At 71.4% G+C, this 26,316-nt stretch carries 22 protein-coding genes; 12 read left to right on the top strand and 10 right to left on the bottom strand.

Annotated features, from left to right (window positions below; all coding sequences use genetic code 11):
- Positions 1-521 precede the first annotated feature (521 nt).
- Entirely contained in the window at positions 522-1,625 is a 1,104-nt protein-coding gene (hisC, locus tag ACIP8Z_RS21445) for a histidinol-phosphate transaminase (RefSeq protein ID WP_402085658.1), read from the top strand.
- Positions 1,626-1,779: 154 nt separating this feature from the next.
- Here the strand turns inward: hisC and ACIP8Z_RS21440 are convergent, their stop codons facing one another.
- Positions 1,780-2,160 (bottom strand): cyclophilin-like fold protein, encoded by a 381-nt coding sequence (locus ACIP8Z_RS21440; RefSeq protein WP_402085656.1) that lies wholly within the window; start codon positions 2,158-2,160, stop codon positions 1,780-1,782.
- Positions 2,161-2,365: 205 nt separating this feature from the next.
- Between ACIP8Z_RS21440 and ACIP8Z_RS21435 the strand changes: the two genes are divergently transcribed.
- The 4 genes from ACIP8Z_RS21435 to ACIP8Z_RS21420 are packed head-to-tail and all read left to right on the top strand — an operon-like array spanning position 2,366 to position 10,259.
- Entirely contained in the window at positions 2,366-3,874 is a 1,509-nt protein-coding gene (locus ACIP8Z_RS21435; protein WP_319315224.1) for a cytochrome ubiquinol oxidase subunit I, read from the top strand.
- A gap of 18 nt (positions 3,875-3,892) precedes the next feature.
- Positions 3,893-4,894 (top strand): cytochrome d ubiquinol oxidase subunit II, encoded by a 1,002-nt coding sequence (gene cydB, locus ACIP8Z_RS21430; RefSeq protein ID WP_402085654.1) that lies wholly within the window; start codon positions 3,893-3,895, stop codon positions 4,892-4,894.
- 19 nt (positions 4,895-4,913) lie between these two features.
- The gene (gene cydD / locus ACIP8Z_RS21425) at positions 4,914-8,492 is read left to right on the top strand and encodes a thiol reductant ABC exporter subunit CydD (RefSeq protein WP_402085652.1); all 3,579 of its coding nucleotides are present in this window, start codon (positions 4,914-4,916) and stop codon (positions 8,490-8,492) included.
- 54 nt (positions 8,493-8,546) lie between these two features.
- On the top strand, positions 8,547-10,259 hold the full coding sequence (locus ACIP8Z_RS21420) for a GAF domain-containing sensor histidine kinase (protein WP_402085651.1): 1,713 nt from the start codon (positions 8,547-8,549) through the stop codon (positions 10,257-10,259).
- Between the two features lie 107 nt (positions 10,260-10,366).
- Here ACIP8Z_RS21420 and ACIP8Z_RS21415 read toward each other — a convergent pair whose 3' ends face one another.
- Positions 10,367-11,248, bottom strand: a complete 882-nt coding sequence (locus ACIP8Z_RS21415) for an HAD hydrolase family protein (protein ID WP_402085648.1) — start codon at positions 11,246-11,248, stop codon at positions 10,367-10,369.
- 184 nt (positions 11,249-11,432) lie between these two features.
- Here ACIP8Z_RS21415 and ACIP8Z_RS21410 point away from each other — a divergent pair, with 184 nt between their 5' ends.
- Complete coding sequence (locus tag ACIP8Z_RS21410; RefSeq protein ID WP_402085646.1) at positions 11,433-12,026, top strand: DUF6083 domain-containing protein; 594 nt, start codon at positions 11,433-11,435, stop codon at positions 12,024-12,026.
- 106 nt (positions 12,027-12,132) lie between these two features.
- Here ACIP8Z_RS21410 and ACIP8Z_RS21405 read toward each other — a convergent pair whose 3' ends face one another.
- The 6 genes from ACIP8Z_RS21405 to ACIP8Z_RS21380 form a co-directional block, all read right to left on the bottom strand.
- Positions 12,133-13,026: an LLM class flavin-dependent oxidoreductase gene (locus ACIP8Z_RS21405; RefSeq protein ID WP_402085644.1), complete on the bottom strand. Its 894-nt coding sequence runs from the start codon at positions 13,024-13,026 to the stop codon at positions 12,133-12,135.
- Positions 13,027-13,050: 24 nt separating this feature from the next.
- Positions 13,051-13,503, bottom strand: a complete 453-nt coding sequence (locus tag ACIP8Z_RS21400) for a hypothetical protein (RefSeq protein WP_402085641.1) — start codon at positions 13,501-13,503, stop codon at positions 13,051-13,053.
- 39 nt (positions 13,504-13,542) lie between these two features.
- On the bottom strand, positions 13,543-14,115 hold the full coding sequence (locus ACIP8Z_RS21395; RefSeq protein ID WP_402085638.1) for an RNA 2'-phosphotransferase: 573 nt from the start codon (positions 14,113-14,115) through the stop codon (positions 13,543-13,545).
- A 122-nt stretch (positions 14,116-14,237) separates the two neighbouring features.
- Entirely contained in the window at positions 14,238-15,185 is a 948-nt protein-coding gene (locus tag ACIP8Z_RS21390; RefSeq protein ID WP_402085635.1) for a MerR family transcriptional regulator, read from the bottom strand.
- Between the two features lie 136 nt (positions 15,186-15,321).
- Positions 15,322-17,115 (bottom strand): SDR family oxidoreductase, encoded by a 1,794-nt coding sequence (locus ACIP8Z_RS21385; RefSeq protein WP_402085633.1) that lies wholly within the window; start codon positions 17,113-17,115, stop codon positions 15,322-15,324.
- Positions 17,115-17,948, bottom strand: coding sequence for a M24 family metallopeptidase (locus tag ACIP8Z_RS21380; protein WP_402085630.1), 834 nt, complete (start codon positions 17,946-17,948; stop codon positions 17,115-17,117). The genes ACIP8Z_RS21385 and ACIP8Z_RS21380 overlap by 1 nt, the downstream gene beginning before the upstream one ends.
- Before the next feature lie 286 nt (positions 17,949-18,234).
- Here ACIP8Z_RS21380 and ACIP8Z_RS21375 point away from each other — a divergent pair, with 286 nt between their 5' ends.
- The 4 genes from ACIP8Z_RS21375 to ACIP8Z_RS21360 are packed head-to-tail and all read left to right on the top strand — an operon-like array spanning position 18,235 to position 21,800.
- Entirely contained in the window at positions 18,235-19,197 is a 963-nt protein-coding gene (locus ACIP8Z_RS21375) for an ABC transporter ATP-binding protein (RefSeq protein WP_402086509.1), read from the top strand.
- Complete coding sequence (locus ACIP8Z_RS21370) at positions 19,194-20,105, top strand: ABC transporter permease (protein WP_266967166.1); 912 nt, start codon at positions 19,194-19,196, stop codon at positions 20,103-20,105. Before ACIP8Z_RS21375 ends, ACIP8Z_RS21370 begins: the two co-directional genes overlap by 4 nt.
- 49 nt (positions 20,106-20,154) lie before the next feature.
- Complete coding sequence (locus ACIP8Z_RS21365) at positions 20,155-21,066, top strand: ABC transporter ATP-binding protein (RefSeq protein WP_319315186.1); 912 nt, start codon at positions 20,155-20,157, stop codon at positions 21,064-21,066.
- A 14-nt stretch (positions 21,067-21,080) separates the two neighbouring features.
- Positions 21,081-21,800 (top strand): ABC transporter permease subunit, encoded by a 720-nt coding sequence (locus tag ACIP8Z_RS21360; RefSeq protein WP_319315183.1) that lies wholly within the window; start codon positions 21,081-21,083, stop codon positions 21,798-21,800.
- Positions 21,801-21,943: 143 nt separating this feature from the next.
- On the opposite strand, the gene ACIP8Z_RS21355 is transcribed toward ACIP8Z_RS21360, so the two are convergent.
- Both ACIP8Z_RS21355 and ACIP8Z_RS21350 read right to left on the bottom strand, forming a co-directional pair.
- On the bottom strand, positions 21,944-23,278 hold the full coding sequence (locus ACIP8Z_RS21355) for a CynX/NimT family MFS transporter (RefSeq protein WP_402085627.1): 1,335 nt from the start codon (positions 23,276-23,278) through the stop codon (positions 21,944-21,946).
- On the bottom strand, positions 23,278-23,976 hold the full coding sequence (locus ACIP8Z_RS21350; protein WP_402085626.1) for a FadR/GntR family transcriptional regulator: 699 nt from the start codon (positions 23,974-23,976) through the stop codon (positions 23,278-23,280). Before ACIP8Z_RS21350 ends, ACIP8Z_RS21355 begins: the two co-directional genes overlap by 1 nt.
- A gap of 123 nt (positions 23,977-24,099) precedes the next feature.
- On the opposite strand from ACIP8Z_RS21350, the gene lpdA reads away from it, so the two are divergent.
- Positions 24,100-25,503 carry a dihydrolipoyl dehydrogenase gene (lpdA, locus tag ACIP8Z_RS21345; protein WP_402085623.1) on the top strand — a complete coding sequence of 468 codons (1,404 nt, stop codon included), beginning with the start codon at positions 24,100-24,102 and terminating at the stop codon, positions 25,501-25,503.
- 55 nt (positions 25,504-25,558) lie between these two features.
- Complete coding sequence (locus tag ACIP8Z_RS21340) at positions 25,559-26,218, top strand: rhomboid-like protein (RefSeq protein WP_402085620.1); 660 nt, start codon at positions 25,559-25,561, stop codon at positions 26,216-26,218.
- The last annotated feature ends 98 nt before the right edge of the window (positions 26,219-26,316 follow it).

Here is a 26,316-nt window from a genome sequence, read left to right as displayed (position 1 = left end):
TTAGGGCCTTCGCCATGGGACCAGTGGTTGCCGAACGGCGTAGGCCTGGCGTGGGGGCGAGGTCTCGAAGAGGTCTCAACTCACCTCTACGGGGGATGCGCGCCACGGCGCCCGCCACCGGCGCGCGCCACCCGGACGCGCGCTCCCCCGGTTCGCGACCGCGGCGGGAGCGGCTCCGGGGGCGGCTCGCGGGGCGGTCCCCGAGGCGGCTCCGGGGCGGCTCCGGGGCGGCCCCCGAGGCGGCTCCGGGAGCCCGCTCAGGGTGGCGTGCCGGGGGCGGCCGGCCGGGTCGCTCGGTGGCGCGCCGGGGTCTCCGCCGGGTCGCCCGGGTGGCGCGTCGGCGGTCTCCGCCGGGCCGCGAGGGCGCCGCCCCGGGGTGCTCTTCGGGGTAGCGCGGGCGCCGCTCACGGTGGTCGTGTCCACAGCGTGTCCCTCCTGTTGTCCACAGCCCATTCGCAGCGGAGGGGAATCCTCTTAAGGTGAGGAGTATTGGCGGTACGGACGGTCGAGGAGGCCACAGAGTGAGCGAGACCAGCGGGACCAGCGGGACGAGCACGGGCCCGAAGCTGCGCGCCGAGCTGGACGGCGTCCCCACCTACAAGCCGGGCAGGCCGGCGGCCTCGGGTGGGCCCGTGGCCTTCAAGCTGTCCTCCAACGAGAACCCGTATCCGCCGCTGCCGGGGGTCATGGAGTCCACGCTGGCCGCCGCCGCGAACTTCAACCGCTACCCGGACATGGCCTGCACGGGTCTGACGGAGGAGCTGGCGGACCGTTTCGGCGTGCCCGTCTCGCACCTGGCCACCGGCACCGGCTCGGTCGGTGTCGCCCAGTCGCTCCTGCAGGCCACCTCCGGCCCCGGCGACGAGGTCATCTACGCCTGGCGCTCCTTCGAGGCGTACCCGATCATCACGCAGATCAGCGGGGCCACCTCGGTGCAGGTGCCGCTGACCGAGGGCGAGGTGCACGACCTCGACGCGATGGCTGCGGCGATCACCGACAGGACCCGGCTGATCTTCGTCTGCAACCCCAACAACCCCACGGGCACCGCGGTGCGCCGGGCCGAGCTGGAGCGCTTCCTCGACCGGGTGCCCTCCGACGTCCTGGTCGTGATCGACGAGGCGTACCGCGAGTTCGTCCGCGACACCGACATCCCGGACGGCATCGAGCTCTACCGCGACCGGCCGAACGTCGCCGTGCTGCGGACCTTCTCCAAGGCGTACGGCCTGGCGGGGCTGCGGGTCGGCTTCGCGGTCGCCCATGAGCCGGTGGCGGCGGCGCTGCGCAAGACGGCCGTGCCGTTCGGCGTGAGCCAGCTGGCGCAGGACGCGGCGGTGGCCTCGCTGCGGGCCGAGGACGAACTGCTCGGGCGGGTCGGCTCCTTGGTGGCCGAGCGCGAGCGGGTCCACGCGGGTCTCGTGGGGCAGGGCTGGACCGTGGCGGACACCCAGGCGAACTTCGTCTGGCTGCGGCTCGGCGAGCGGACCCTGGACTTCGCGGCGGAGTGCGAGCGGCACGGGGTGATGGTGCGGCCGTTCGCCGGCGAGGGCGTGCGCGTCACGATCGGCGAGACCGAGGCGAACGACCTGTTCCTGAAGGCGGCGGAGGGCTTCCGCAAGGAGGTCTGAGGACGCGCCGGCGTCCGACCGGCAGGTGGCGTCGAACCGGCCCGCGCACGCGCCGGCGTCCGACCGGCAGGTGGCGTCGAACCGGCCTGCGCACGCGCCGGCCGCCCGACCGGCAGGTGACGTCGAACCGGCCGGGGCCGTCGCCCGGTGCCGGTCAGGCCCTGATGAGCTCCACCCGGATCGGGTCGCCGTCCCGCACGGTGGCCAGGATCCGGGGGTCGCCGTCGAGCGCGCCCAGGACGTTGCAGGGGCTCGCGAGCCGGCACTCCTCGCCCCGCGAGATCGGCGTGGGTCCGAAGGGGAGGGCGAGGGCGTCGCCCTCCGTCCAGAAGGCGACCGTGCCCGCGTCGACGACCTGCCGCGCCCCGGCCTCGACGGAGGCGGCGACCGGAGTGTCGAAGTAGACCTCCTCGCCCCAGGTCCGGGCGGTGGAGGAGATCGGGAGAGCCCCCACGAGCGCCGTGCTCGTGGGGGTTTCCTCAAGGGTGGCCGTGGTGTGTCCGGCCGGCCAGACGATGCGTATCCGAAGGGTCATGCCCCGGATTCAACAATATGTTGAAGATCCTGGGAAGAGGTGACCTTCGGTAGAGGGGCCCCCGACTGAAGGTACGGATTTCGTATGAGTAATAATGCTTGTGAATGTGAACGCGTTCACAAGCGTGTCCTGGTTCATCCCTTGTTTGGTGGGATTATCCGGGCAAACTGCCGATGTGACCACGGCGATGTAAGGAGAAAACGACGTGGACCTCGCTCTGGCGCCAGAGACCCTGGCGCGCTGGCAGTTCGGCATCACCACCGTCTACCACTTCCTCTTCGTCCCCCTGACGATCTCCCTCGCGGCCCTCACCGCAGGCCTCCAGACCGCATGGGTCCGCACGGAGAACGAGAAGTACCTCAGGGCGACGAAGTTCTGGGGCAAGCTCTTCCTGATCAACATCGCCATGGGTGTCGTCACCGGCATCGTGCAGGAGTTCCAGTTCGGCATGAACTGGTCCGACTACTCGCGCTTCGTCGGTGACATCTTCGGTGCGCCGCTCGCCTTCGAGGCGCTCATCGCCTTCTTCTTCGAGTCGACCTTCATCGGTCTGTGGATCTTCGGCTGGGACAAGCTCCCCAAGCGGATCCACCTCGCCTGCATCTGGATGGTGTCGATCGGCACCATCCTCTCCGCGTACTTCATCCTCGCGGCGAACTCCTGGATGCAGCACCCGGTGGGCTACCGGATCAACGAGGAGCGCGGCCGGGCCGAGCTCACCGACTTCTGGCACGTGCTCACCCAGAACACCGCCCTCACCCAGTTCTTCCACACCATGACGGCGGCCTTCCTGGTCGGCGGCGCGTTCATGGTCGGCATCTCCGCCTTCCACCTGGCGCGCAAGAAGCACATCCCGGTGATGCGGACCTCGCTGCGACTCGGTCTGATCACCCTGATCATCGCCGGCCTCGGCACCGCCATCAGCGGTGACCTGCTCGGCAAGGTCATGTTCAAGCAGCAGCCCATGAAGATGGCGGCCGCCGAGGCGCTCTGGGACGGTGAGGCGCCCGCGCCGTTCTCGATCTTCGCCTACGGCGATGTCGACAAGGGTCACAACAAGGTGGCCATAGAGATCCCGGGCCTGCTGTCGTTCCTGGCGAACGACGACTTCACCTCGTACGTCCCGGGCATCAACGACATCAACAAGGCCGAGCAGGAGAAGTTCGGTCCGGGCGACTACCGGCCCAACATCCCCGTCGCGTACTGGGGCTTCCGCTGGATGATCGGCTTCGGCATGGCCTCGCTGGCGATCGGCATGCTCGGCCTCTGGCTGACCCGCAAGAAGTTCATGCTGGCACCGGGGCTGCGGACCGGTGAGGACGAAGTGCCGAACCTGGTCCTGTTCAAGCGGAAGGCGCTCAGCCCCCGCCTGGGCAAGTGGTACTGGATCGTCGCCCTCTGGACCATGGCGTTCCCGCTGATCGCCAACTCCTGGGGCTGGATCTTCACCGAGATGGGCCGTCAGCCCTGGGTCGTCTACGGCGTGCTGCGCACCCGCGACGCGGTCTCCCCCGGTACCACCACGGGCGAGGTGCTCACCTCGATGATCGTCTTCACCGCGCTCTACGCCGTGCTCGCCGTGATCGAGGTCAAGCTCCTCGTGAAGTACATCAAGGCCGGCCCTCCGGAGCTCACCGAGGACGACCTCAACCCGCCCACCAAGATCGGCGGGGACTCTCGTGACCCCGACCGCCCCATGGCCTTCTCGTACTGAGGCTCAGGAGATCGAGGCATGGAACTCCACGACGTCTGGTTCGTACTCATCGCCGTCCTCTGGATCGGCTACTTCTTCCTCGAAGGCTTCGACTTCGGGGTCGGGATCCTCACCAAGCTGCTCGCCCGCGACCGGCCCGAGAAGCGCGTCCTCATCAACACCATCGGACCCGTCTGGGACGGCAACGAGGTGTGGCTGCTCACCGCCGGCGGCGCGACCTTCGCCGCGTTCCCCGAGTGGTACGCGACGCTGTTCTCCGGCTTCTACCTGCCCCTGCTGATCATCCTGGTCTGCCTGATCATCCGGGGTGTCGCCTTCGAGTACCGGGCGAAGCGCACCGAGGAGCACTGGCAGCGCAACTGGGAGCAGGCCATCTTCTGGACCTCGCTGATCCCCGCGTTCCTCTGGGGCGTGGCCTTCGGCAACATCGTCCGGGGCGTGAAGATCGACGAGAACATGGAGTTCGTCGGGAGCTTCTGGGACCTGCTCAACCCGTACGCGCTCCTCGGCGGCCTGGTCACCCTGACGCTCTTCACCTTCCACGGCGCGGTCTTCGTCTCGCTCAAGACGGTCGGCGACATCCGGATCCGGGCAAGGGCGCTCGCGCTCAAGCTGGGCCTGGTGACGGCGGTGGCCGCGCTCGGCTTCCTGACCTGGACCCAGATCGACACCGGGGACAGCTGGAGCCTCGCGGCGATGCTGATCGCCGTGGTGGCCCTGGTCGGGGCGATCGCCGCGATCAAGGTGGGGCGCGAGGGCTGGTCGTTCGCGCTCTCGGGCGTCACCATCACGGCGGCCGTGGCGATGCTCTTCCTCGCGCTCTTCCCGGACGTCATGCCGTCTTCGCTCAACCCGGAGTGGAGCCTTACCGTGACGAACGCGTCGTCGAGCCCCTACACGCTCAAGATCATGACCTGGTGCGCGGCGATCGCGACCCCGCTGGTGCTGCTCTACCAGAGCTGGACCTACTGGGTGTTCCGCAAGCGGATCGGTACGCAGCACATCGCCGGAACCCACTAGCCGGCCCTCTCCAGGGAGCATGTTTCACGTGAAACCGATCGATCCGCGTCTGCTCCGGTACGCCAGGGCCACCCGTGTCTTCCTGATCGCGGTGGTCGCGCTCGGCCTCGTCGGGGCGGCGTTGGTCATCGCCCAAGCGATGCTCATCGCCGAGATCGTGGTGGGGTCCTTCCAGAAGGGCCAGTCGGTTTCCGCCCTGACCACCCCCCTGCTGCTGCTCGCGGGCATCGCGGCGGCACGGGGGCTGGTCTCCTGGCTGACCGAGCTCGCCGCGCACCGGGCGAGCGCGGCGGTCAAGTCCGAACTTCGCGGCCGGCTTCTGGACCGTGCGGCCGCGCTCGGGCCGGGCTGGCTGAGCGGCCAGAAGGCCGGCTCGCTGATCGCCCTCGCGACGCGGGGCGTGGACGCCCTCGACGACTACTTCGCCCGCTATCTGCCCCAGCTCGGGCTGGCGGTCGTGGTGCCGATCGCGGTTCTGGCGCGGATCGTCACCGAGGACTGGGTCTCGGCGGCGATCATCGTCGTCACCCTGCCGCTCATCCCGGTCTTCATGATCCTCATCGGCTGGTACACCCAGGCCCGGATGGACCGGCAGTGGAAGCTGCTGTCCCGGCTCTCCGGGCACTTCCTGGACGTGGTGGCCGGACTCCCCACCCTCAAGATCTTCGGCCGGGCGAAGGCCCAGGCCGAGTCCATCCGCGCGATCACCTCGGAGTACCGCCGGGCGACGATGCGCACGCTGCGGATCGCCTTCCTCTCCTCCTTCGCCCTGGAACTCCTCGCGACCCTGTCGGTCGCGCTCGTCGCCGTGACCATCGGCATGCGGCTCGTCCACGGTGAGCTCGACCTGTACACAGGGCTCGTCATCCTGATTCTGGCGCCCGAGGCCTATCTGCCGCTGCGGCAGGTCGGCGCGCAGTTCCACGCGGCGGCGGAGGGGCTCGCGGCGGCGGAGGAGATCTTCGACGTCCTGGAGGAGCCGGTACGGGACGGGAGCGGGAGCGCGTCCCCGGAGTCCGTACGGCTGGAGCTGGAGGGCGTGACGGTACGCCATGCCGGGCGCACCGAACCCTCGCTGGACGCCATGTCCCTGACGGTCGAGCCCGGGGAGACGGTGGCCCTGGTCGGGCCGAGCGGGGCCGGGAAGTCGACGCTGCTCGATGTCGTCCTCGGGTTCGCCGTGCCGGAGGAGGGCGGTTCCGTACGGATCGGGGGCGAGCCCTTCGCCGCGCTGGACCTGGAGGCCTGGCGGTCGCGGATCGCCTGGGTGCCGCAGCGGCCGTACCTCTTCGCGGGGACGGTCGCCGAGAATGTACGGCTCGCGCGCCCGGACGCCTCGGACGAGGCCGTACGAGAGGCCCTGCGGGACGCCGGGGCGGACGGGTTCGTCTCGGAGCTGCCTCGGGGGCTCGACACCGCGCTCGGCGAGGACGGGGCCGGACTCTCGGCGGGTCAGCGGCAGCGGCTCGCGCTGGCGCGGGGATTCCTCGCCGACCGGCCCGTGCTGCTGCTCGACGAGCCGACGGCGGCGCTGGACGGGGAGACGGAGGCGGGCGTCGTCGACGCGGTGCGACGGCTGGCGGCGGGGCGGACGGTGCTGCTGGTGGCGCATCGGCCGGCGTTGCTCGCGGTCGCGGACCGGGTGGTGCGGGTCGGCGAGGCACCGTCGGGCGAGGTCGCGGGTGGGGCGGGTGCGGAAGGCGCGGGCGTCGGTGGTGCGGCTGAGGAGTCCGATGGCAGCGCCGCCGCGGGGTCGTGCCCACCGGTGCCGTCCGAGGCGGAACACGCGCCCACCAAGGGTCCGACGGCCGTTCTCACACGGGTGCGGGACATGGCCGGCGAGCTCAAGGGGCGGATGGGGCTCGCCCTGCTGCTCGGCAGTCTGGCGCTCGGGTCCGCCGTGGGGCTCATGGCCGTGTCGGGATGGCTCATCTCGCGCGCCTCCGAACAGCCGCCCGTGCTCTACCTGATGGTGGCCGTCACCGCCACGCGCGCGTTCGGCATCGGGCGGGCCGTCTTCCGGTACGCCGAGCGGCTCGTCTCGCACGACGCCGTCCTTCGGATGCTCGCCGAACTCCGGGTCTCCGTCTACCGGCGCCTGGAGCGGATCGCGCCCGCCGGGCTGCGCCGCACGCGCCGCGGGGACCTGCTCTCCCGGCTCGTCCAGGACGTCGACGCGCTCCAGGACTACTGGCTCCGCTGGCTGCTCCCCGCGGGCGCGGCGCTCATCGTGGGCGTCGCCTCCGCCGGGTTCACCGCCTGGCTGCTGCCCGAGGCCGGTGCCGTCCTCGCCGTCGGCCTGCTCGTCGCCGGTGTCCTCGTGCCGGCGGTCAGCGGTGCGCTCGCCCGCCGTGCCGAACGGCGGCTCGCCCCCGCGCGCGGCGCCCTGGCGACCGCCGTGGCCGATCTGCTGCGCGGCTGCGCCGAGCTGACCGTGGCCGGCGCCCTGCGGGACCGGATCGAACGGACGCGGGCCGCCGACCACACCCTCACCGGCATCGCCTCCCGGCAGGCCGCAGCCGCCGCGCTCGGCGCAGGACTCTCCGCCCTGGTCTGCGGCCTGACGGTCGCGGCAGCCGCGGTCGTCGGCGTCCGGGCGGTGGCGGACGGGCGGCTCGACGGAGTGGCCCTCGCCGTGGTCGTCCTCACGCCGCTCGCCGCCTTCGAGGCCGTCACCGGGCTGCCGCTCGCCGTCCAGTACCGGCAGCGCGTCAAGCACAGTGCCGAGCGGGTGTTCGAGGTGCTCGACGCGCCCGTCCCCGTACACGAGCCGGCCCGGCCCGCGACTCCCCCGGCGAGCCCGTTCCCGCTGGAAATGTCCGGGCTCTCCGCCCGGCACGCCGGGCAGGACCGTGAGGCGCTCGCCGGATTCCGGCTCACCCTGGAGGCCGGACGCCGGGTCGCCGTCGTCGGCGCCTCGGGCTCCGGCAAGACCACGCTCGCCCAGGTGCTGCTGCGCTTCCTGGACGTGGAGGCCGGCACGTACCGGCTGGGCGGGGAGCCCGCCTGGGAACTCGACGGCGACGCCGTGCGGCGGCTCGTCGGCCTCTGCGCCCAGGACGCCCACCTCTTCGACAGCTCCGTCCGCGAGAACCTGCGGCTCGCCCGTACCGGCGCGAGCGACGCAGAACTGCGCGAGGCGCTGCGCCGGGCCCGGCTGCTCGACTGGGTCGACGCACTCCCGGAGGGGCTCGACACGCTCGTGGGCGAGCACGGCTCTCGGCTGTCCGGCGGTCAGCGGCAGCGCCTGGCACTCGCCCGCGCACTGCTCGCCGACTTCCCCGTCCTCGTCCTCGACGAGCCGGCCGAGCACCTGGACCTGGCCACCGCCGACGCCCTCACCGACGATCTGCTCCGGGCCACCGAAGGCCGTACGACCGTCCTCATCACTCACCGGCTGCACGGACTCGACGCGGTCGACGAGGTGCTCGTCCTGGACGAGGGCAGGACCGTGCAGCGCGGCCCGTACGCGGAACTCGCCGAGGTGGACGGACCGCTGCGCCGGATGCTGGAACAGGAGCGGGAGACCGACCTGCTGGCCGTCGGCGCGGGCGCGGCCACGACCCCCGGAACCGACCGGGAGACCCTGGGGCCGTGACCGTAGGCACCGGCTGACTTTTCTCGCCAAATAGGACTTACTAGGCTCAAGCCCATGACCGCCGCAGCGTCCGACGCCTCGGACCCCCTGGAAGCCGCCACCCAGGCCACCCGCAGCCTCCAGGGGCTGTCCACGGAGCTCACCGCCCGCGTGCCACAGCTCCTGGAAGCCATGCGCTCGGTGGGCACCGGGCTCGAACTCCACTCCACCCTCGACCGCATCTGCGAGACCGCCGCCGAACTCGCCGACGCCCGCTACGCCGCCATCGGCGTCGTCGACGAGGAGGGCAAGGGCCTGTCCGACTTCGTCACCTTCGGCGTCGACGAGGAGGTGGCCCACCGGATCGGACACCGCCCCGACGGCCACGCGGGACTGCTCGGCGCGCTCATCCGCGACCCCCGGACGATCCGTCTCACCGACCTCTCCACCGATCCGCGCTCCGCGGGCTTCCCTCCCGGACACCCGCCGATGCGGACCTTCCTCGGTGTTCCCATCCGGGTCCAGGGCGAGATCTTCGGCAATCTGTACCTCGCGGAGAAGAACGGCGGCGGCGACTTCAACGACTACGACGTCCACATGGTCCGGGTGCTCGCCACCGAGGCCGGCATCGCCATCGGCAACGCCCGCCTGTACGAGGCCGCCCGCCAGCGCGAACGCTGGATCGACGGCTCCGTCGCCGTCACCACCGCGCTGCTCGCCGGCGGGGACGCGGACGACGCCCTCACGGTCGTCGCCGAGCAGGCCCGCCGCCTCGCCGACGCCGACGCCGGGATCGTGATGCTGCCCGCCGAGGACGGCGGCCTGGAGATCGTCGCCGTCTCCTCGCCCCGGCCCACGAAATCGCTGGGCGTGGTGATCCCGCCCGAGAGCGCCGTGGTGCGGCGGCTCCTGGAGGGCGAGGCGGTCTTCGTGGCGGACGCCTCGACGGACCCGCGCATGATCAGCCGGCTGACCTCCCCGTACGGCCCCAGCATGATGCTGCCGCTGCAGAGCGGCGGGCGGGTGCTCGGCGCGCTCGCCACCCCCCGGGTGCGCGGTGGGCGCCAGTTCACCGAGACGGAGCGGACGCTCGCCACCCAGTTCGCCTCGCAGGCGGCGCTGGCCCTGATGATGGCCGACGCGCAGCGGGACCGGGAACGCCTCGCCGTGTACGAGGACCGCGACCGGATCGCCCGTGACCTGCACGATCTCGTCATCCAGCGGCTCTTCGCCACCGGCATGATGCTGGAGAGCGCCCAGCGCCGCTCGATCGTGCCGGCCGTGCGCGAGGGCGTCGGCAAGGCCGTGGACGAGCTGGACGTGACCATCCAGGAGATCCGTACGGCGATCTTCGCGCTCCAGCAGGGCCCCGCCGAGGCCCCGTCGGGGCTGCGCACGCGCGTCCTGCGGGAGATCAACATGGCGGCCGTGCCGCTGGGCTTCAAGCCCGCGCACCGCTTCCTCGGCGCGATCGACGCGACGGTCGGCGAACTCACCGGCAAGAACCTCATCGCCGCCCTGCGCGAGGCCCTGTCCAACGCCTTCCGGCACGCGGAGGCGAGCCGGATCGAGGTGGTCGTCGACGCCGGCGTCACCCTGCCCGACGGCTCCGCCGGGGTACGGCTCGAGGTCGCCGACGACGGCATCGGCATCCCGGCGGGCGGGCGGCGCAGCGGTCTGCGCAACCTGGCACGCCGGGCCGAGTCGCTGGGCGGCGCGAGCTGGTGCGGGCCGGGCATCGGGGAGGACGGCGGCGGGACGACGGTGGTGTGGGAGGCGCCGCTGTAGGCCTGAGGTCTCGGGCCGGTGGCCCGAGACCGGTGGCTCTGGCCTGGGACCCGTGGCGTGGCCCGAGACCGGTGGCCTGGCCGGGGACCCGTGACTCTGGCCTGGACTCAGCCCTGTGGTGCCGCGGCTCGGGCCGCGCGCAGTGCCTCGGCCACCAGCTGTTCGACGACGACGGCCACCCCGTCCTCGTTGTTGCCGACCGTACGGCCGGAGGCGGCGGCGACCACATCGGGGTGCGCCTCGCCCATCGCGTACGAACGGCCCGCCCAGCTCAGCATCTCGATGTCGTTGGGCATGTCACCGAAGGCCGCGACCTCCTCGGCCGTGATCCCGCGCTCGGCGCAGCACCGGGCCAGGGTGGACGCCTTGGAGACGCCGAGGCCGCTGATCTCGATGAGGGCGGAGGGTCCCGAGCGGGTGAACGAGGCCCGGTCTCCGGCGGCCTCCCTGGCCAGCGCGAGGAACGCGTCGGGGTCGAGCTCCGGGTGTTTGGCGAGCAGCTTCAGGACAGGGGCCGCGGCGCCGGGCGCCTCCTCGAAGAGGAGCTTCTCGGCGGTGGCGACGGTCGCGCCGGGGTCGAGGTGGAACGGCGGGTAGTGGGGCTCGTAGTGGATGCCGGTGGTGAGCTCGACCGCGAAGGAGGTCCCGGGCGCGGCGGCGCGCAGGGCCACGACGACGTCCATGGCGGCCGGGCGCTCCAGCGGGCGGACCTCGACGAAGGTGCCTCCGGAGTGGAGGTCGACGACGGCGGCGCCGTTGGCGCAGATCGCGAGGCCGTGGCCGTGGACGTGGTCGCTGACGACATCCATCCAGCGGGCCGGGCGGCCGGTGACGAAGAAGACCTCGATCCCGGCCTGCTCGGCGGCGGCGAGGGCGGCGACCGTGCGCTCGGACAGGGACTTGTCGTCGCGCAGGAGCGTGCCGTCGAGGTCCGTGGCGATCAGTCGGACCGTCGGGGCGGGCGTGCGCGGGGAACGGGGAGTGGTCACCGCACCATTCTTCCGTACCGAGCGCACGGGCGTGCGGGGAGCTGCACATATGAGTGGCGGTTTTCGGGCGGACCCTTCCCGGGCGGCCGGGTGCTTACGCCCCGACGTGGCCGTAAACGTCCGTTCGTTTTCGGGCTGACGGGGAAGATCCCTGAGAGCTGATGACGTCTCAAGGGGGCGGGGCATGGGCTCGGGCCGGAGAAACGACGAGTGCGACTCCTGCGGTGCGCCGTACGGGACGTGGGTCCCGAGTCTCGGCATGGTCCTCTGCCCGCAGTGCGAGGGAGCGGGCGCGGCACATCCCGTCCGGGACCCGGTGCTGGTGGGGGACGTCCTGGCGGGTCTGGTCGACACCGCGTCGTTCGCGGTGCGCGGCGGCGTCGTACGGGACGCCCCCTTCGGGGAGGCGATACGGGACGTGCGGCGCGCGGCCGTCGGCGTACCGGAGCCCCGTTCCGGGGGATCCGCCCCCTCCGCACCGAGAGCGGCGGGGCCGGCCGGCTCCGTCTGCCGGCGGTGCGGGGGTCGGGGCGCCTGGTACCGGACGGTGCGGGGCCGCTGGATCATGATCGAGCCCGGGGAGGCGGCCACCGCCGCCGTCCCGGCAGGCAGGAGGTGGCGGATCGCGGGGGACGGAACCGCGGTCAACCTGGGTTCCGCCGTGCCGTCCGACACGTGCCGGGTCAGTCACTTCGACGTCTGCGCGGCGAGTCCGGAACCGGTCGGGTCCCTCGTCCTGCTGGCCCTGTGGCGGAGCCACGCCCGGCGAATCGCCTGATCCACCGGGCGCACACCCACGCGGCGAGCGCCCGCCGGCGCCGGCCGCCGAAAGCCTCGGCGGCCCGAGCGCAGGGGAAGACGGCCCGCCCGTCGGCGTCGTGCCGTCAGCCCAGCTGGGCGCGCGCTTCCGTGGCGATCCGCTCGAAGACCTGCTGGTCGGCGGCGAAGTCCGAGTCCGGGATCGGCCAGTGGATCACGATCTCGGTGAAGCCGAGCTCTCGGTGGCGTCCCGCGAAGTCGACGAACGCGTCCACGGACTCCAGCGGGCGGCCGCGGTCCGGGGTGAAGCCCGTCAGCAGGATCTTGTCGAGCTCGGCCACCTCGCGTCCGGTGTCGGCGCACGCCTTGCCGAGCTTCTCGATCTGGCCGCGCAGCGCCGCCACCGACTGCTCCGGGGTGCCTTCCTCGAAGATCTTCGGGTCGCCGGTCGTCACCCACGCCTGCCCGTACCGGGCCGCCAGCTTCAGTCCGCGCGGACCGGTGGCCGCGACCGCGAACGGCAGGCGGGGGCGCTGGACGCAGCCGGGGATGTTCCGGGCCTCGTCCGCCGAGTAGAAGGTCCCCCGCTGCGTCACCGCGTCCTCGGTGAGGAGCCGGTCGAGCAGCGGCACGAACTCGGCGAAACGGTCGGCGCGCTCCTTCGGCGTCCACGGCTCCTGCCCCAGCGCGGTGGCGTCGAAGCCGTTGCCGCCGGCGCCGACGCCGAGCGTGATCCGTCCGCCGGAGATGTCGTCGAGGGCCATCAGCTCCTTGGCGAGGGTCACCGGGTGGCGGAAGTTCGGCGAGGTCACGAGCGTGCCGAGGCGGATCCGCTCGGTGGCCGTGGCCGCCGCCGTGAGCGTGGGCAGAGCCCCGAACCACGGGCCGTCCCGGAAGGTCCGCCAGGACAGATGGTCGTAGGTGTAAGCGGCGTGGAAGCCGAGTTCTTCGGCTCGCTGCCAGGTCTTCTGCCCCTCGCTCCATCGGTGGATGGGAAGGATCACCGTACTCAAGCGCATGACTGCCACGATACGCGCGGAGGATCAGCGGACGTTGCGGTTCATCCAGGGGGTGAGCGAGGCGCCGGGGACGAGCTCCTTGTACGTCTCGTCGCCGGGCAGCGGGACGACCAGCCACCAGCCGGGCGGGAAGAAACGTCCCTTCACGTGGGCGATGCCGCCGTGGACCGCGCGGACGAAGGCAGGTACGGAGTCGCGGGGGACGTCCGGAAACTCGATGCCGTCGACGATGATCCTGACGTCGTCCTCGGGGAAGATCTGGACGGTGACGGAGGGCGAACCGCCCAGTTCGACGTAGGCCTCGTGCGGCAGCGAGCCGTCCTCGTCGAGGACGGCGAACGCGCCGGAGGACGTACGCCGGGACGTCTGGTCCGCGCCGATGTCATCGGTCACCGTCATCTCCAGGTTGAACTCCCGGGCGAGCTCGCGGATCGCGAGGACGGCTGCTTCGGTACTGGGCAGATGCGGGTGAGCCATGGGGACGATCATGCCTCAGCCGGAACGGAGCCGGAGGTCTCAGCCGGGGAAGCGGAGGTACTCCGGGGGGACGGTGTCCGCGAGCCAGACCCCGTTCGCGCTGACGCGGAAGACGTGTCCGGCCCGGTGCATGGCGCCGGCGTCGACGGCGATCACCACGGGCCGGCCGCGCCGTGCGCCGACCCGGGTCGCGGTCTCCCGGTCGGGGGAGAGGTGGACGTGGTGGCGGGCCATGGGGCGCAGCCCCTCCGCCCGGATCGCGGGAAGCACCGCGGCGACCGTACCGTGGTAGAGGTACGCGGGCGGTTCCGCGGGCGGCAGGTCGAGGTCCACCTCGACGGTGTGGCCCTGGCTGGCGCGGATGCGGGTGCCCTCGACGGCGAAGCGCTTCTTGTCGTTGGTCGCGACGACGTGGTCGAGTTCCGCGCGGGTGATCGGGAAGTTGTTCCGGGCGAGCGCCGCGAGCAGCGCGTCGATCTCCGTCCAGCCCTGGGGATCGAGGACGAGGCCGATGCGCTCGGGCTGGTGGCGCAGATGCTTGGAGAGGTACTTCGAGATCCTCACCGTACGGCGCTCGTCCGGTGGTTGGGGGCGGGGCAGTTGTCGGGTCATTCCGTCAGGATGGCGGAGCCGGGATCGCCGGGCCATTGATTTTGGTACACAGGTTTGATCCACAGCCAAAGTGAGTTATCCACAGGCCAGTTGGCGATTCTGTGGACAACGAGCCTTGATTTTCAGGTGTATTGAGTAAATTCATCACCAATGTGGTGACTTGAGGCGAGAGTATCCAATGTCCTTTTGTGGACCTCTCGTTCGGCGGCGGCCGCCACGAAGGCCGCGACCCCTTCCGGACCCACCAAACCCTGAACGGCCCGCACCGTCCCGGCCGGTAGCGCCACCGGACGCGGCTCGTCGTCCCGCAACGGAGGCGCGTGCGGCGACAGATGGAGCTGCAGGTGCCGGGTGGCCAACAGACGCATCGCCCGGGCCAGTTCGGCGTCCACCGTCTGCTGGGCCAGTGGCCGCAGACGCCGGACCATCGTCGCCGCCTCGTTCGCGTCCGCGTCCGTCGGCGGCCGGTGCTCCAGATAGCGCGCGAAGACGTGTTCGGTCGTGAACTCCAGGAAACGGGAAGCTATGTGCTCCACCTGGTCCCGAAGTTCCCTCAGGTGTCCGGTGATTGCCGCGAGCGGTACCCCCGCCGCGTACAACTCGGCTGCCACAGCCAGCTCCTGGGGGCTCGGTACGAGGTACTCCTCCGTCTCCCGGTCCGGAAGCGGCTCCAGTACGCCGAGCTCGACGGCCTCCAGAATGGCCGCCTCGTCCGGCGTGCCGCCGAAGCGGGCGTCGAGCTCCGCACGGGAGATCCGGGCCGCCTCCTCGTCCGTCCACGGGCCGTGCACCTCCGCGACCAGACCGAGCACCCCGCCGAGCCCCCGGCCGGTGTCCCAGGCCTCGAGAAGCTCCTTGATCGAGGCCAGGGTGTAGCCCCGGTCGAGGAGGTCGGCGATCTGCCGGAGCCGCGCGAGGTGCGCGTCCCCGTACACGTTCGACCTGCCCCGCCGCTCCGGGCGGGGCAGCAGCCCGCGGTCCTGGTAGGCGCGGATCGTCCGGACCGTGGCCCCGCTGTGATGGGCGAGATCCTCGATCCGGTACTCCGGCTGTGCTGACTGCTCGGACAAACCCGCTCCCACCGACCGCTCGCTCCACCCCGCCGCCGCGGGGCCCTCTTGCAGGGGACCGATCGTACGACCGCCGCTCCGACCTTGATCCGCCGGACAGGCCCCGAGCCGGCGGCCGCCACCGCTCCGGCCCGGCCTAGGCCGGCGGCTGCCACCGCGCGAAGGCCCGCAGAGTCCTCGGGCTGAGCCGGGACAGGACGTGCGCGCCCCGCGCCTCGGGCGTCACCGGGACGACCGCGCGGTTGTGCAGGACCGCTCCCAGGATCGCGTCCGCCACCTTCTCCGGCGGGAAGTTCCGCAGGCCGTACAGCCGGGAGGCCTTCCGCTGGCGCCTCTTCTCCTCGGCCTCGTCGGTGACCCCCGCGAACCGCGCGGTCGCCGTGATGTTGGTGTTGACGATGCCGGGGCATATCGCGGACACCCCGATGCCCTGGTCGGCCAGCTCGGCGCGCAGGCACTCGCTGAGCATCAGCACCGCCGCCTTCGACGTGCTGTACGCGGGCAGGGCGCGGGAGGGCTGGAACGCGGCGGCGGACGCGGTGTTGACGATGTGGCCGCCCTGGCCGCGCGCCGTCATCTGCGCGCCGAAGACCCGGGAGCCATGGATCACGCCCCACAGATTGACGTCGAGGACTCGCTTCCACTCCTCGCTGGTCGTGTCGAAGAAGGAGCCGGTGAGCCCGATGCCCGCGTTGTTGACGAGGACGTCGACGATTCCGTACTCGCTCGCCACTTTGGCGGCGAGCTTCTCCATCGCCTGTTCGTCGGCGACGTCGACCGTCTCGCCCCAGGCCTCCGGGGCGCCGATCAGCCGCGCCATCTCGGCTGTGCGGACCGCTCCTTCGGCGTCCCGGTCGACAGCGACGACCCGGGCGCCGGCCTCCGCGAAGGCGAAGGCGGTGGCCCGCCCGATACCGCTCGCCGCCCCGGTCACCAGGACCAGCTGGCCGCCGAACCGCTCCGCGTAGGCCGGCTTCACCCCGCTCTTCGCCACCGTCGCCGCGACCCGCTCGGGCGCCCTGGTCGCCGGTTCCTCGTGGGTCCGGACGAACTCGCCGATCCAGGCAGACAGTTGGTCCGGCCGGGTGCGCGGCACCCAGTGCTTCGCCGGCAGCGTGCGCCGGGTCAGGTCCGGCACCCAGTCGCCCAGGTCGTCGTAGAGCCGCTCGGAGAGGAAGGCGTCGCCGGTCGGCGTGATCAGCTGCACGGGCGCGTGCGCGTACGCGTCGGGGCGCGGCCTGCCGAGGCGGGCCCGGACGTTGTCCCGGTAGAGCCAGGCGCCGTGCGCCGCGTCGCTCGGCAGCGAGGGCGTCGGGTAGTCACCGGCGGGGACCTTCTCGACGCGCTCCAGGATCTTCGGCCAGCGCTTGCCGAGCGGGCCGCGCCAGGCGAGCTCCGGCAGCACGGGCGTGTGCAGCAGGTACACGTACCAGGACTTGGCGCCCTGGCCGAGGAGCTGGCCGACCCGGCGCGGGGTGGGCCGGGTCATCCGCCGCTTGATCCAGTGCCCGAAGTGGTCGAGGGAGGGTCCCGACATCGAGGTGAAGGAGGCGATCCGGCCCTCGGTGCGGGGAACGGTCACGAACTCCCAGGACTGCACCGAACCCCAGTCGTGGCCGACGAGGTGGACCGGCCGGCCGGGGCTGACGGCGTCGGCGACCGCGAGGAAGTCGTCCGTCAGCTTCTCCAGGGTGAAGCCGCCGCGCAGCGGTGCCGGCGCGGTCGAGCGGCCGTGGCCGCGGATGTCGTAGAGGACGACGTGGAAGTCCTCGGAGAGCCGGGTGGCGACCTCCGTCCACACCTCCTTGGAGTCCGGGTAGCCGTGCACGAGCAGCACGGTGGGCCGGCCCTCCTCGCCGAGTTCGGCGACACACAGCTCGATCCCGCCCGTACGGACCCAGCGCTCCCGTGCTCCGTTGAGCCCCGACATCAGACCGCCCCCTCGTTCCAGCGCCGCACGTGCGGCAGATCGTCGTCCAGCCAGAACGCGCTCTGCTCGGGGTCCCGGGAGTCGGTGACGACCAGGATCTCCTCGAACTTCGCGCCCGTCCCCCGGAATCCGAGGTGCGGCTCGACCGCCCACAGGCCGGGCCGCGGCGGGTGGTCGGAGAACGTGTACGGCGACCAGAGCGGCGACCAGCCGTCCCGGTGCCCGTGCAGGGCGTCGCTCGCGAGGCCCTTGAGCGCCTGGGTGCCGAAGCCGAAGACGGTCGGCGACCAGCGGCGCTCCTTCACCCGGTCGATCTTGTGGGCGATGACGCCGAAGGGATAGGCCCGGTGCCGGTTCGCGTACCCCTGGCGGACCATGAGCCGGTCCACGTCCTGGTAGATCTCGCGGAGCGTGCGGCGCTCGCGCACCTCGCGCAGGATCAGCTCGCGGTGGTCCTGGAGATCGGCGAGCAGCTTGTCGTGCAGGGGGTTGAGCCCCAGGCAGCCGCTGTAGCCGATGTCGGCCGTGTACCCCTTGAACACCGGGGCCATGTCGAGGATGAACGGCATCCCCGCCTCCAGGCGCCGGTTCGTCGGGAAGAACTGCAGCGGGATCTTGAAGTCGACGAAGGCGGTGCGGTCCCCGAACCAGGCGAACGGCCGGTGGAACCAGTCCCGCACCCCCCGCTCGTACAGCCACTCGCGCTGCATCCGCGCGGCCTCGCGCTCGGTCACCCCCGGCTTGAGCTGAGCCGCGACGGCCTCCGCGCACGCGTAGGAGAGCCGCTGTACGTCTCTGAACCCCCGCAGCTCCGCGGAGAGTTCGCCTGTCATCGCTGAGGCCATGCCACCCGCCGTCCCGTGTGAGCGCCCGACTGCGCTACGCGTCCGTAACTTGACACCGATGAATGTGACAATGCTCGGCGGCTGCGTCAAGGGGTCCGACGACGCCCTGTGGAAAACCGGCCGCCCCCGGCGCACCGCGAGCAGCCGCGAGCCTGTGGAAAAAGACTTTCGTCGCGAGCTCCCCTACTGGCTTGTACTCCTCTGGTCGGACAAGGATCGAGCCGTTGGGCTGACGACCGCTGTGGCGCAGGCCACTACCGTCGGAGGCGTGACTGTGATCGCGACCGAAAGCCTCAGCAAGCGGTTCCCCCGGGTGACCGCTCTTGACCGGCTCTCCCTGGACATCGGACCCGGTGTGACCGGACTCGTGGGTGCCAACGGAGCCGGCAAGTCCACCATGATCAAAATCCTGCTCGGACTCTCCCCCGCCACGGAGGGCACCGCCCAGGTCCTCGGCATGGACGTGCGGACGCACGGCGCCGAGATCCGTGAGCGCGTGGGATACATGCCCGAGCACGACTGCCTCCCGCCGGACGTCTCGGCCACCGAGTTCGTCGTCCACATGGCGCGGATGTCCGGGCTGCCCGCGACCGCCGCCCGCGAGCGGACCGCGGACACCCTGCGGCACGTCGGTCTGTACGAGGAGCGGTACCGCCCGATGGGCGGCTACTCGACCGGCATGAAGCAGCGCGTGAAGCTCGCCCAGGCCCTGGTCCACGACCCGAAGCTGGTCCTCCTGGACGAGCCGACGAACGGTCTGGACCCGGTCGGCCGGGACGAGATGCTGGGACTGATCCGCCGGGTCTGGACCGACTTCGGCATCTCCGTCCTCGTCACCTCGCACCTCCTCGGCGAGCTGGAGCGCACCTGCGACCACGTCGTCGTCATCGACGGCGGCCGGCTCCTCCGCTCCAGCTCCACCAGCGACTTCACCCGGACGACGACGACGCTCGCCGTCGAGGTCACCGACTCCGACGTCCACACCGACGGCACGGCGGCCCTCCGCGCCGCCCTCACCGCCGTGGGCGTCACGCTCCACGCGGGCGTGGAGGAGGGCCTGCCCGGCGCCGGCCACATCCTCCTCCTGGAGGCCGCGGGCGAGGAGACGTACGACCTCGTGCGGGACACCGTCGCCGACCTCGGCCTCGGTCTCGTCCGCATGGAGCAGCGCCGCCACCACATCGCCGAGGTCTTCCGGCCCGAGGCGTCCCAGCACGAGGAGGTGTCGGCCCGATGAGCACCCAGACCCCGCAGCCCTCCCAGGCCGCTCCGGACACGACCCGCATCCACAACATCGGCTACCGCTCCTACGACGGCCCGCGTCTCGGCCGGGCGTACGCGCGCAGGTCGCTGTTCTCGCAGTCCCTGCGCGGCGCTTACGGCCTGGGCCGCAGCGCCAAGTCCAAGGTGCTGCCGATGCTGCTCTTCGGTGTGATGTGCGTGCCCGCGCTGATCATCGTCGCGGTCGCGGTCGTCACGAAGCAGTCCAAGCTGTCGATCGAGTACACGCAGTACGCGATCTTCCTCCAGGTCGTCATCGGTATCTACCTGGCCTCCCAGGCGCCGCAGTCGGTCTCCCGCGACCTCCGGTTCCGGACCGTGCCGCTGTACTTCTCCCGGCCGATCGAGCGCGCGGACTACGTGCTCGCCAAGTTCGGCGCGATGGCCTCGGCGCTCTTCCTGCTGACCGCGGTCCCCCTCCTGATCCTCTGGATCGGCTCCCTCCTCGCCAAGATGGACTTCGGTACGCAGACGCAGATGTTCGGCCAGGGACTGGTCTCCGTGGCCCTGCTCTCGCTGCTGTTCGGCGGCGTCGGACTGGTCATGGCGGCGCTCACCCCGCGCCGCGGCTTCGGTGTCGCCGCCGTGATCGGCGCGCTGACGATCTCGTACGGAGCGGTCTCCACGCTCCAGGGCATCGCGTACGGCACGGACAACCTCGGCGCCATCTCCTGGCTCGGCCTGTTCTCGCCGATCACGCTCATCGACGGCGTGCAGACCGCCTTCCTCGGCGCGCCCTCCTCCTTCCCCGGAGGCGAGGGACCGGGCGCCGGTGTCGGCGCGGTGTATCTGCTGGTCGTCCTCGCGCTCGTCGCCGGCTCGTACGGCATCCTGATGCGCCGCTACCGAAAGGTCGGGCTGTGACAGCCCTCCCGTCGCCCGCCACCACCCCTCTAAGGAATGGGCTGCGCCCATGAGCATCCTCTCCATCGACCACGTCTCCCGCTGGTTCGGAAACGTCGTGGCCGTGAACGACGTCACGATGACCGTGGGTCCGGGCGTCACCGGCCTCCTCGGGCCGAACGGCGCGGGCAAGTCCACCCTGATCAACATGATGGGCGGCTTCCTCGACCCCTCCACCGGCAGCGTCACCCTCGACGGGCAGACGATCTGGGGGAACGAGTCGGTCTACCGCGAGATCGGCGTCGTGCCCGAGCGGGAGGCGATGTACGACTTCCTCACCGGCCGCGAATTCGTCGTGGCGAACGCCGAACTGCAGGGCCTCGGCGCCAAGGAGGCCCAGCGGGCCCTGGCCACGGTCGAGATGGAGTACGCGCAGGACCGCAAGATCTCCACGTACAGCAAGGGCATGCGGCAGCGCGTGAAGATGGCCTCGGCCCTCGTGCACGACCCGTCGGTGCTGCTGCTCGACGAGCCGTTCAACGGCATGGACCCGCGCCAGCGCATGCAGCTGATGGACCTGCTGCGGCAGATGGGCGCGGACGGCCGCACGGTGCTGTTCTCCTCGCACATCCTGGAGGAGGTCGAGCAACTCGCCTCCCACATCGAGGTGATCGTGGCCGGGCGCCACGCGGCCTCCGGCGACTTCCGCAAGATCCGCCGGCTGATGACGGACCGGCCGCACCGCTACCTGGTCCGCTCCAGCGACGACCGGGAACTCGCCGCGGCGCTGATCGCCGATCCGTCCACGGCCGGCATCGAGGTCGACCAGGTGGAGGGCGGACTGCGCATCCAGGCGGTGGACTTCGGGCGGTTCACCGAGCTGCTGCCGAAGGTCGCGCGCGAGCGGGGGATCCGTCTGCTGACGGTCTCGCCCTCGGACGAGTCCCTCGAATCGGTCTTCTCATACCTCGTCGCGGCCTGAAAGGAGCCTGACCGATGTACAACCCCACAGTCGCCCGGCTCACCTACCGGGCCCTCCTCGGCCGCCGCCGGGCCCTGATCCTCTTCCTGCTGCCCGGCATGCTGCTGCTCATCGCCGCGGCGGTGCGCGCCTTCAACGGCGCGGACGACCAGGTCGCGGCCGATGTCCTCGGCGGCTTCGCGCTGGCCACGATGGTCCCGCTGATCGGTGTCATCGCCGGTACGGGCGCGATCGGACCCGAGATCGACGACGGCTCGATCGTCTATCTGCTGTCCAAGCCGGTGAAGCGGCCCTCGATCATCTTCACGAAGCTGATCGTCGCGATCGCGGTCACGATGGTCTTCTCGGCGGTACCGACGTTCATCGCCGGCTTCATCCTCAACGGCAACGGCCAGCAGGTGGCCGTGGCGTACACGGTGGCGGCGCTCGTGGCCTCCATCGCGTACAGCGCGCTGTTCCTGCTGCTGGGCACGGTCAGCCGCCACGCGGTGGTCATCGGCCTGGTCTACGCCCTGGTGTGGGAGGCCCTGTTCGGCTCCCTGATCGAGGGCGCGCGCACCCTGAGCGTCCAGCAGTGGGCGCTCGCCCTCGCCGAGAAGGTCACCGGCGACGGCCTGGTCACCTCGGAGGTCAGCCTCACCACGGCGGTCGTGCTCCTCTCCGCGGTCACGATCGTGGCGACCTGGTTCGCCGGCTTCAAGCTCCGCACGCTGAAGCTGGCGGGCGAGGAGTAGAAGCGGAGGAGAAGCGGACAAGGAAGCGGTACGGCTCCGAGGCCGGGCGCCCCACCCCGGGAGCCCCACCCCGGAGCCGCACCGCAGCCCCCTCCCTCACACCGTCCGATCCCGGGCGGCTCACCATGTCCGACCCCGGCGGCTCACACCGTCCGATCCCGTGCGGCGAAGAGCCCCACGGTGAGGGCCGCCGCGCAGACGCCCAGGACCACACCGATCGGCAGCGTCCACGAGCCGGTGGCCTGGTGCAGGGCGCCGGCCGCGAGCGGCCCCGCGGCGGCGAGCAGATAGCCGACCGTCTGGGCCATCCCGGACAGCCGGGCCGCGGTCACCGCGTCCCCGGAGCGCAGCACGATCAGGGTCAGCGCGAGACCCACCGCCCCGCCCTGGCCGACCCCGAGCACCGCCGACCAGAGCCAGGCACCCTCCACCGGCGCCACCATCAGACCGGCGTAACCGGCCGCGACCAGCGTGGTGACCAGCACGATCAGCGGACGCTGGCTCCGCATCCGGCCGGCCAGCAGCGGCACCACGAAGGCGCCCGCGACCTGGATCAGGTTGTTGAAGGCGAAGACGACACCGGCCGTGGAGCGGCTCATCCCGTGGTCGGTGAAGATCGTCGGCATCCAGGCGATCAGCACGTACGACCACAGTGACTGCAGGCCCATGAAGAGCGTGACCTGCCAGGCGAGCGCCGAGCGCCAGACGCTCACCGGGCGGGCGCCGGCGGCCGGGACGGCCCGTACCTCGTGGCCGGTGCGGCCCCGGGCGATCAGGACCTGGGGCAGCCAGGCGACAGCGGCGACCACGGCGAGCAGGGACCAGAAGCCGAGCGAGCCCTCCCAGCCACCGCCGAGCGCCTTCTCCAACGGCACCGCGGCCGCCGCCGCGACCGTCGCACCGGCGATCATCGCGCCCGTGTAGACCGAGGTCATCGCCGCGGCCCGGTCCGGGAAGTCACGCTTGATCAGGCCCGGCATCAGCACGTTGAGCAGGGCGATCGCGGTGCCGACGAGGATGCCGCCGCCGTACAGCGCGTACACGGAAGGCAGCACGCGCGCGAGGATGCCGACGGCGAGCAGCAGCAGGGCCGCGAGCAGCACGCGTTCGGCGCCGAAGCGGCGCCCCAGCCAGGGCGCGACCAGCGCGCCCACGCCGAGGAACAGCACCGGCACCGAGGTCACGAGCGAACTCGCCGTGGAGGAGAGCCCGAAGGCCCCGGATATCTCGCCGACCAGCGGCGCCACGCTCGCGAGCGCGGCCCGCATGTTCAGCGAGGCCAGCACGATCCCGGCCAGGAGCAGCGCCGGATGCGCCAGGAGCGCCCGCCGCGCCGCCGCCCCGGCGGCCGACGCCGCGACCCCGGCCTCCGCGTCGACGAGTACGGGCGGGGAAACCGACGGCGGTACGGGCGGAGATACAGGCGGCGGTACGGACGAGGGCGCGGCGGAACCCGCCGTACGGGTCTCCGCGCTCATCAGGAGTTCTCCGTCAGCGCCGCGACCGTCTCGGTCAGCGCCGCGACCGTCTCCATCGGGAGCCGCAGCAGTTCGCGGGCCTGGCGCTCCGCCGCCTCCGGGTCGCCCGCCTCGACCGCCGCGACCAGGGCCTCGTGGGCGTCGATGTCGACCGGCGGCATCTCCCGGTCGCCGAGGGCTTCCACGAGCACCTCGTGGACCTGGGCGGAGAAGAAGCGGTACACCTCGACGAAGGCCGCGTTGTGGGTGGCGCCGACGACCGCCAGGTGGAAGGCGAGGTCGGCGTCCGCGTTCCGGTCGCCCTCCTCGCGCAGCGTGGTGAGGGCCGCCCGGAGCCGCAGCAGGTCGTGGGTGTCCCGCCGGGCCGCCGCGAGCCGGGCCGCCTCGGCCTCCAGGGCGACCCGGAGTTCGAGGACGTCGGCCGCGCCCGCGTGCCGTACCCCTCGCAGCACGGCCGCCGGATCGGCGGTCGACCTGACGAAGGTGCCGTTGCCCTGCCGGGATTCGAGCAGGCCCGCGTGGACCAGGACCCTGACCGCCTCGCGGATGGTGTTGCGGCCCACACCGAGCTGCTGGGCGAGCTCGTGCTCGGTCGGGATGCGGTCGCCGACCGCCCACTCGCCGTCCGTGAGCTGCGTCCGCAGCTGGTCCACCACGGAGTCCACCAGCGAGGTCCGCCCCGTCGCTCTGAGTGCCATGCCGTTCCGACCTCTCCATTTGCCCGGTTGCCCGGTCATCCTACAACTGACCGTGGGCGGGACACCGGACTACTGTGGGCCCGTACGCGGACCGAACACCCTCACCACCCTCGGGAGTCAGTCATGTCAGACCGCTTCGACGTCGTCGTACTCGGAGCTGGCCCCGGCGGCTACGTCGCCGCCATCCGCGCCGCCCAGCTGGGCAAGCGGGTCGCGGTCGTCGAGGAGAAGTACTGGGGTGGTGTCTGCCTGAACGTCGGCTGCATCCCCACCAAGGCACTGCTGCGCAACGCGGAACTGGCCCACATCTTCAACCACGAGGCCAAGACCTTCGGCATCAAGGTGGACGGCACCGTCTCCTTCGACTACACCGAGGCGTTCCGCCGCAGCCGCTCGGTCGCGGACGGCCGCGTCAAGGGCGTCCACTTCCTCATGAAGAAGAACGGGATCACCGAGTTCGACGGCCGGGGAACCTTCCTCGACGCGAACACCCTCCAGGTAGCCAAGTCCGACGGCACCTCGGAGACGATCCAGTTCGACAACTGCATCATCGCCACCGGCGCCACCCCGCGCCTGCTCCCGGGCACCGCCCGCAGCGAGCGCGTCGTGTCCTACGAGGAGCAGATCCTCGCCGAGGACGCCCCGCAGTCGATCATCATCGCCGGCGCCGGCGCGATCGGCATCGAGTTCGCGTACGTCCTCAACAACTACGGCACCAAGGTCACGATCGTCGAGTTCCTCGACCGGATCGCGCCGCTGGAGGACGAAGAGGTCTCCAAGGAGCTGGCGAAGCAGTACCGCAAGCTCGGCATCGACGTCCTGACCTCGACCCGTGTCGAGGCCATCGACGAGTCCGGCCCGCAGGTCCGCGTCACCGTCACCGGCAAGGACGGCGTCCAGAAGGTCCTGGAGGCCGACAAGGTCCTCCAGGCCATCGGCTTCGCCCCGAACGTCACCGGCTACGGCCTGGAGGCCACCGGCGTCGCCCTCACCGAGCGTGGTGCGATCGACGTCGACGGCCGCTGCCGCACCTCCGTGCCGCACATCTACGCCATCGGTGATGTCACCGCGAAGCTGATGCTCGCGCACACCGCCGAGGCCATGGGTGTCATCGCCGCCGAGACCATCGGGGACGCGGAGACCATGGAGCTCGACTACCCGATGATCCCGCGCGCGACCTACTGCCAGCCGCAGATCGCCAGCTTCGGCTGGACCGAGGCGCAGGCCCGCGAGAAGGGCTTCGACGTCAAGGTCGCCAAGTTCCCCTTCGTGGCGAACGGCAAGGCGCACGGTCTCGGCGACGCCACCGGGTTCGTCAAGATCATCGCGGACGGGACGCACGGCGAGATCATCGGCGCCCACCTGATCGGCCCGGACGTCACCGAGCTGCTCCCCGAGCTGACCCTGGCGCAGCAGTGGGACCTCACCGTCCACGAGGTCGCGCGGAACGTCCACGCGCACCCGACGCTGGGCGAGGCCGTGAAGGAAGCGATCCACGGCATTGCCGGACACATGATCAATTTCTGAGGCTTCCAGAGGTTTCCAGAGGTTTCTGCCGGTTCGGGGTGATAGGCACGGACATGTGCCTCCCGAGACCCTCCCGGGTGGCGAACCGTCCCGACCCATCAGGTCGTGGGTGCGTTCGTCACCCGGTACGCATCTCTGGCTCGCGGTCATCGCGATCACCAGCCTCGTCATCGCGCTGTCCCCCCAAGGCCTCGACACCTATCTGCTGCACCGCAACAGCAGCAATCTCCACCAGCTGTCCCACCATCCGCTGCGGGCCCTGCTCGGCAGCGCGTTCTGGATCGAGGACCCGGCCGACCTGCTGCTGTACGCGGCGCTGTTCGAGCTGATCCACGCGCCCGTGGAACGGTGGATCGGCACGGTGAAATGGCTCTTCGTCGTCGCCACGGCCCATATCGCGGCCACTCTGGTCAGCCAGCAGGTCGTCCTCGTGGCCATCCGCCTCCACGACGTGCCGCGCAGCATGGCGCACGTCGTCGACATCGGGGTCAGCTACGGTCTCGCCGCCTCGGCGGGCATCCTCACGTACCGGCTCGCCCGCCCCTGGCGCTGGCTCTACCTCGCGGCAGTGGTGGCCTTCTTCGTCGTACCGTTGCTCGCCGACCGCACGTACACCGATCTCGGGCACGCGATCTCCCTGGCCGTCGGACTCGCCTGCTACCCGCTCACCCGCGAAAAACCAGTCGCCCCCGAACAGGGGCCCGGCGCACACTAGTTGTACGGGGGGCACGGGGGATCCCCCGTAAAGAAGGGGCGGCCGCTTCGAGCGCGTGGACCTGGTCCACGCGGGGCCGCCCCTTTTCTTTTCCCGCG

The organism is Streptomyces sp. NPDC088553, assembly GCF_044752965.1.
Lineage (GTDB): Bacteria > Actinomycetota > Actinomycetes > Streptomycetales > Streptomycetaceae > Streptomyces.
The sequence above is the reverse complement of the archived record's forward strand: the minus strand, read 5'-3'. Positions and strand labels throughout refer to the sequence as shown.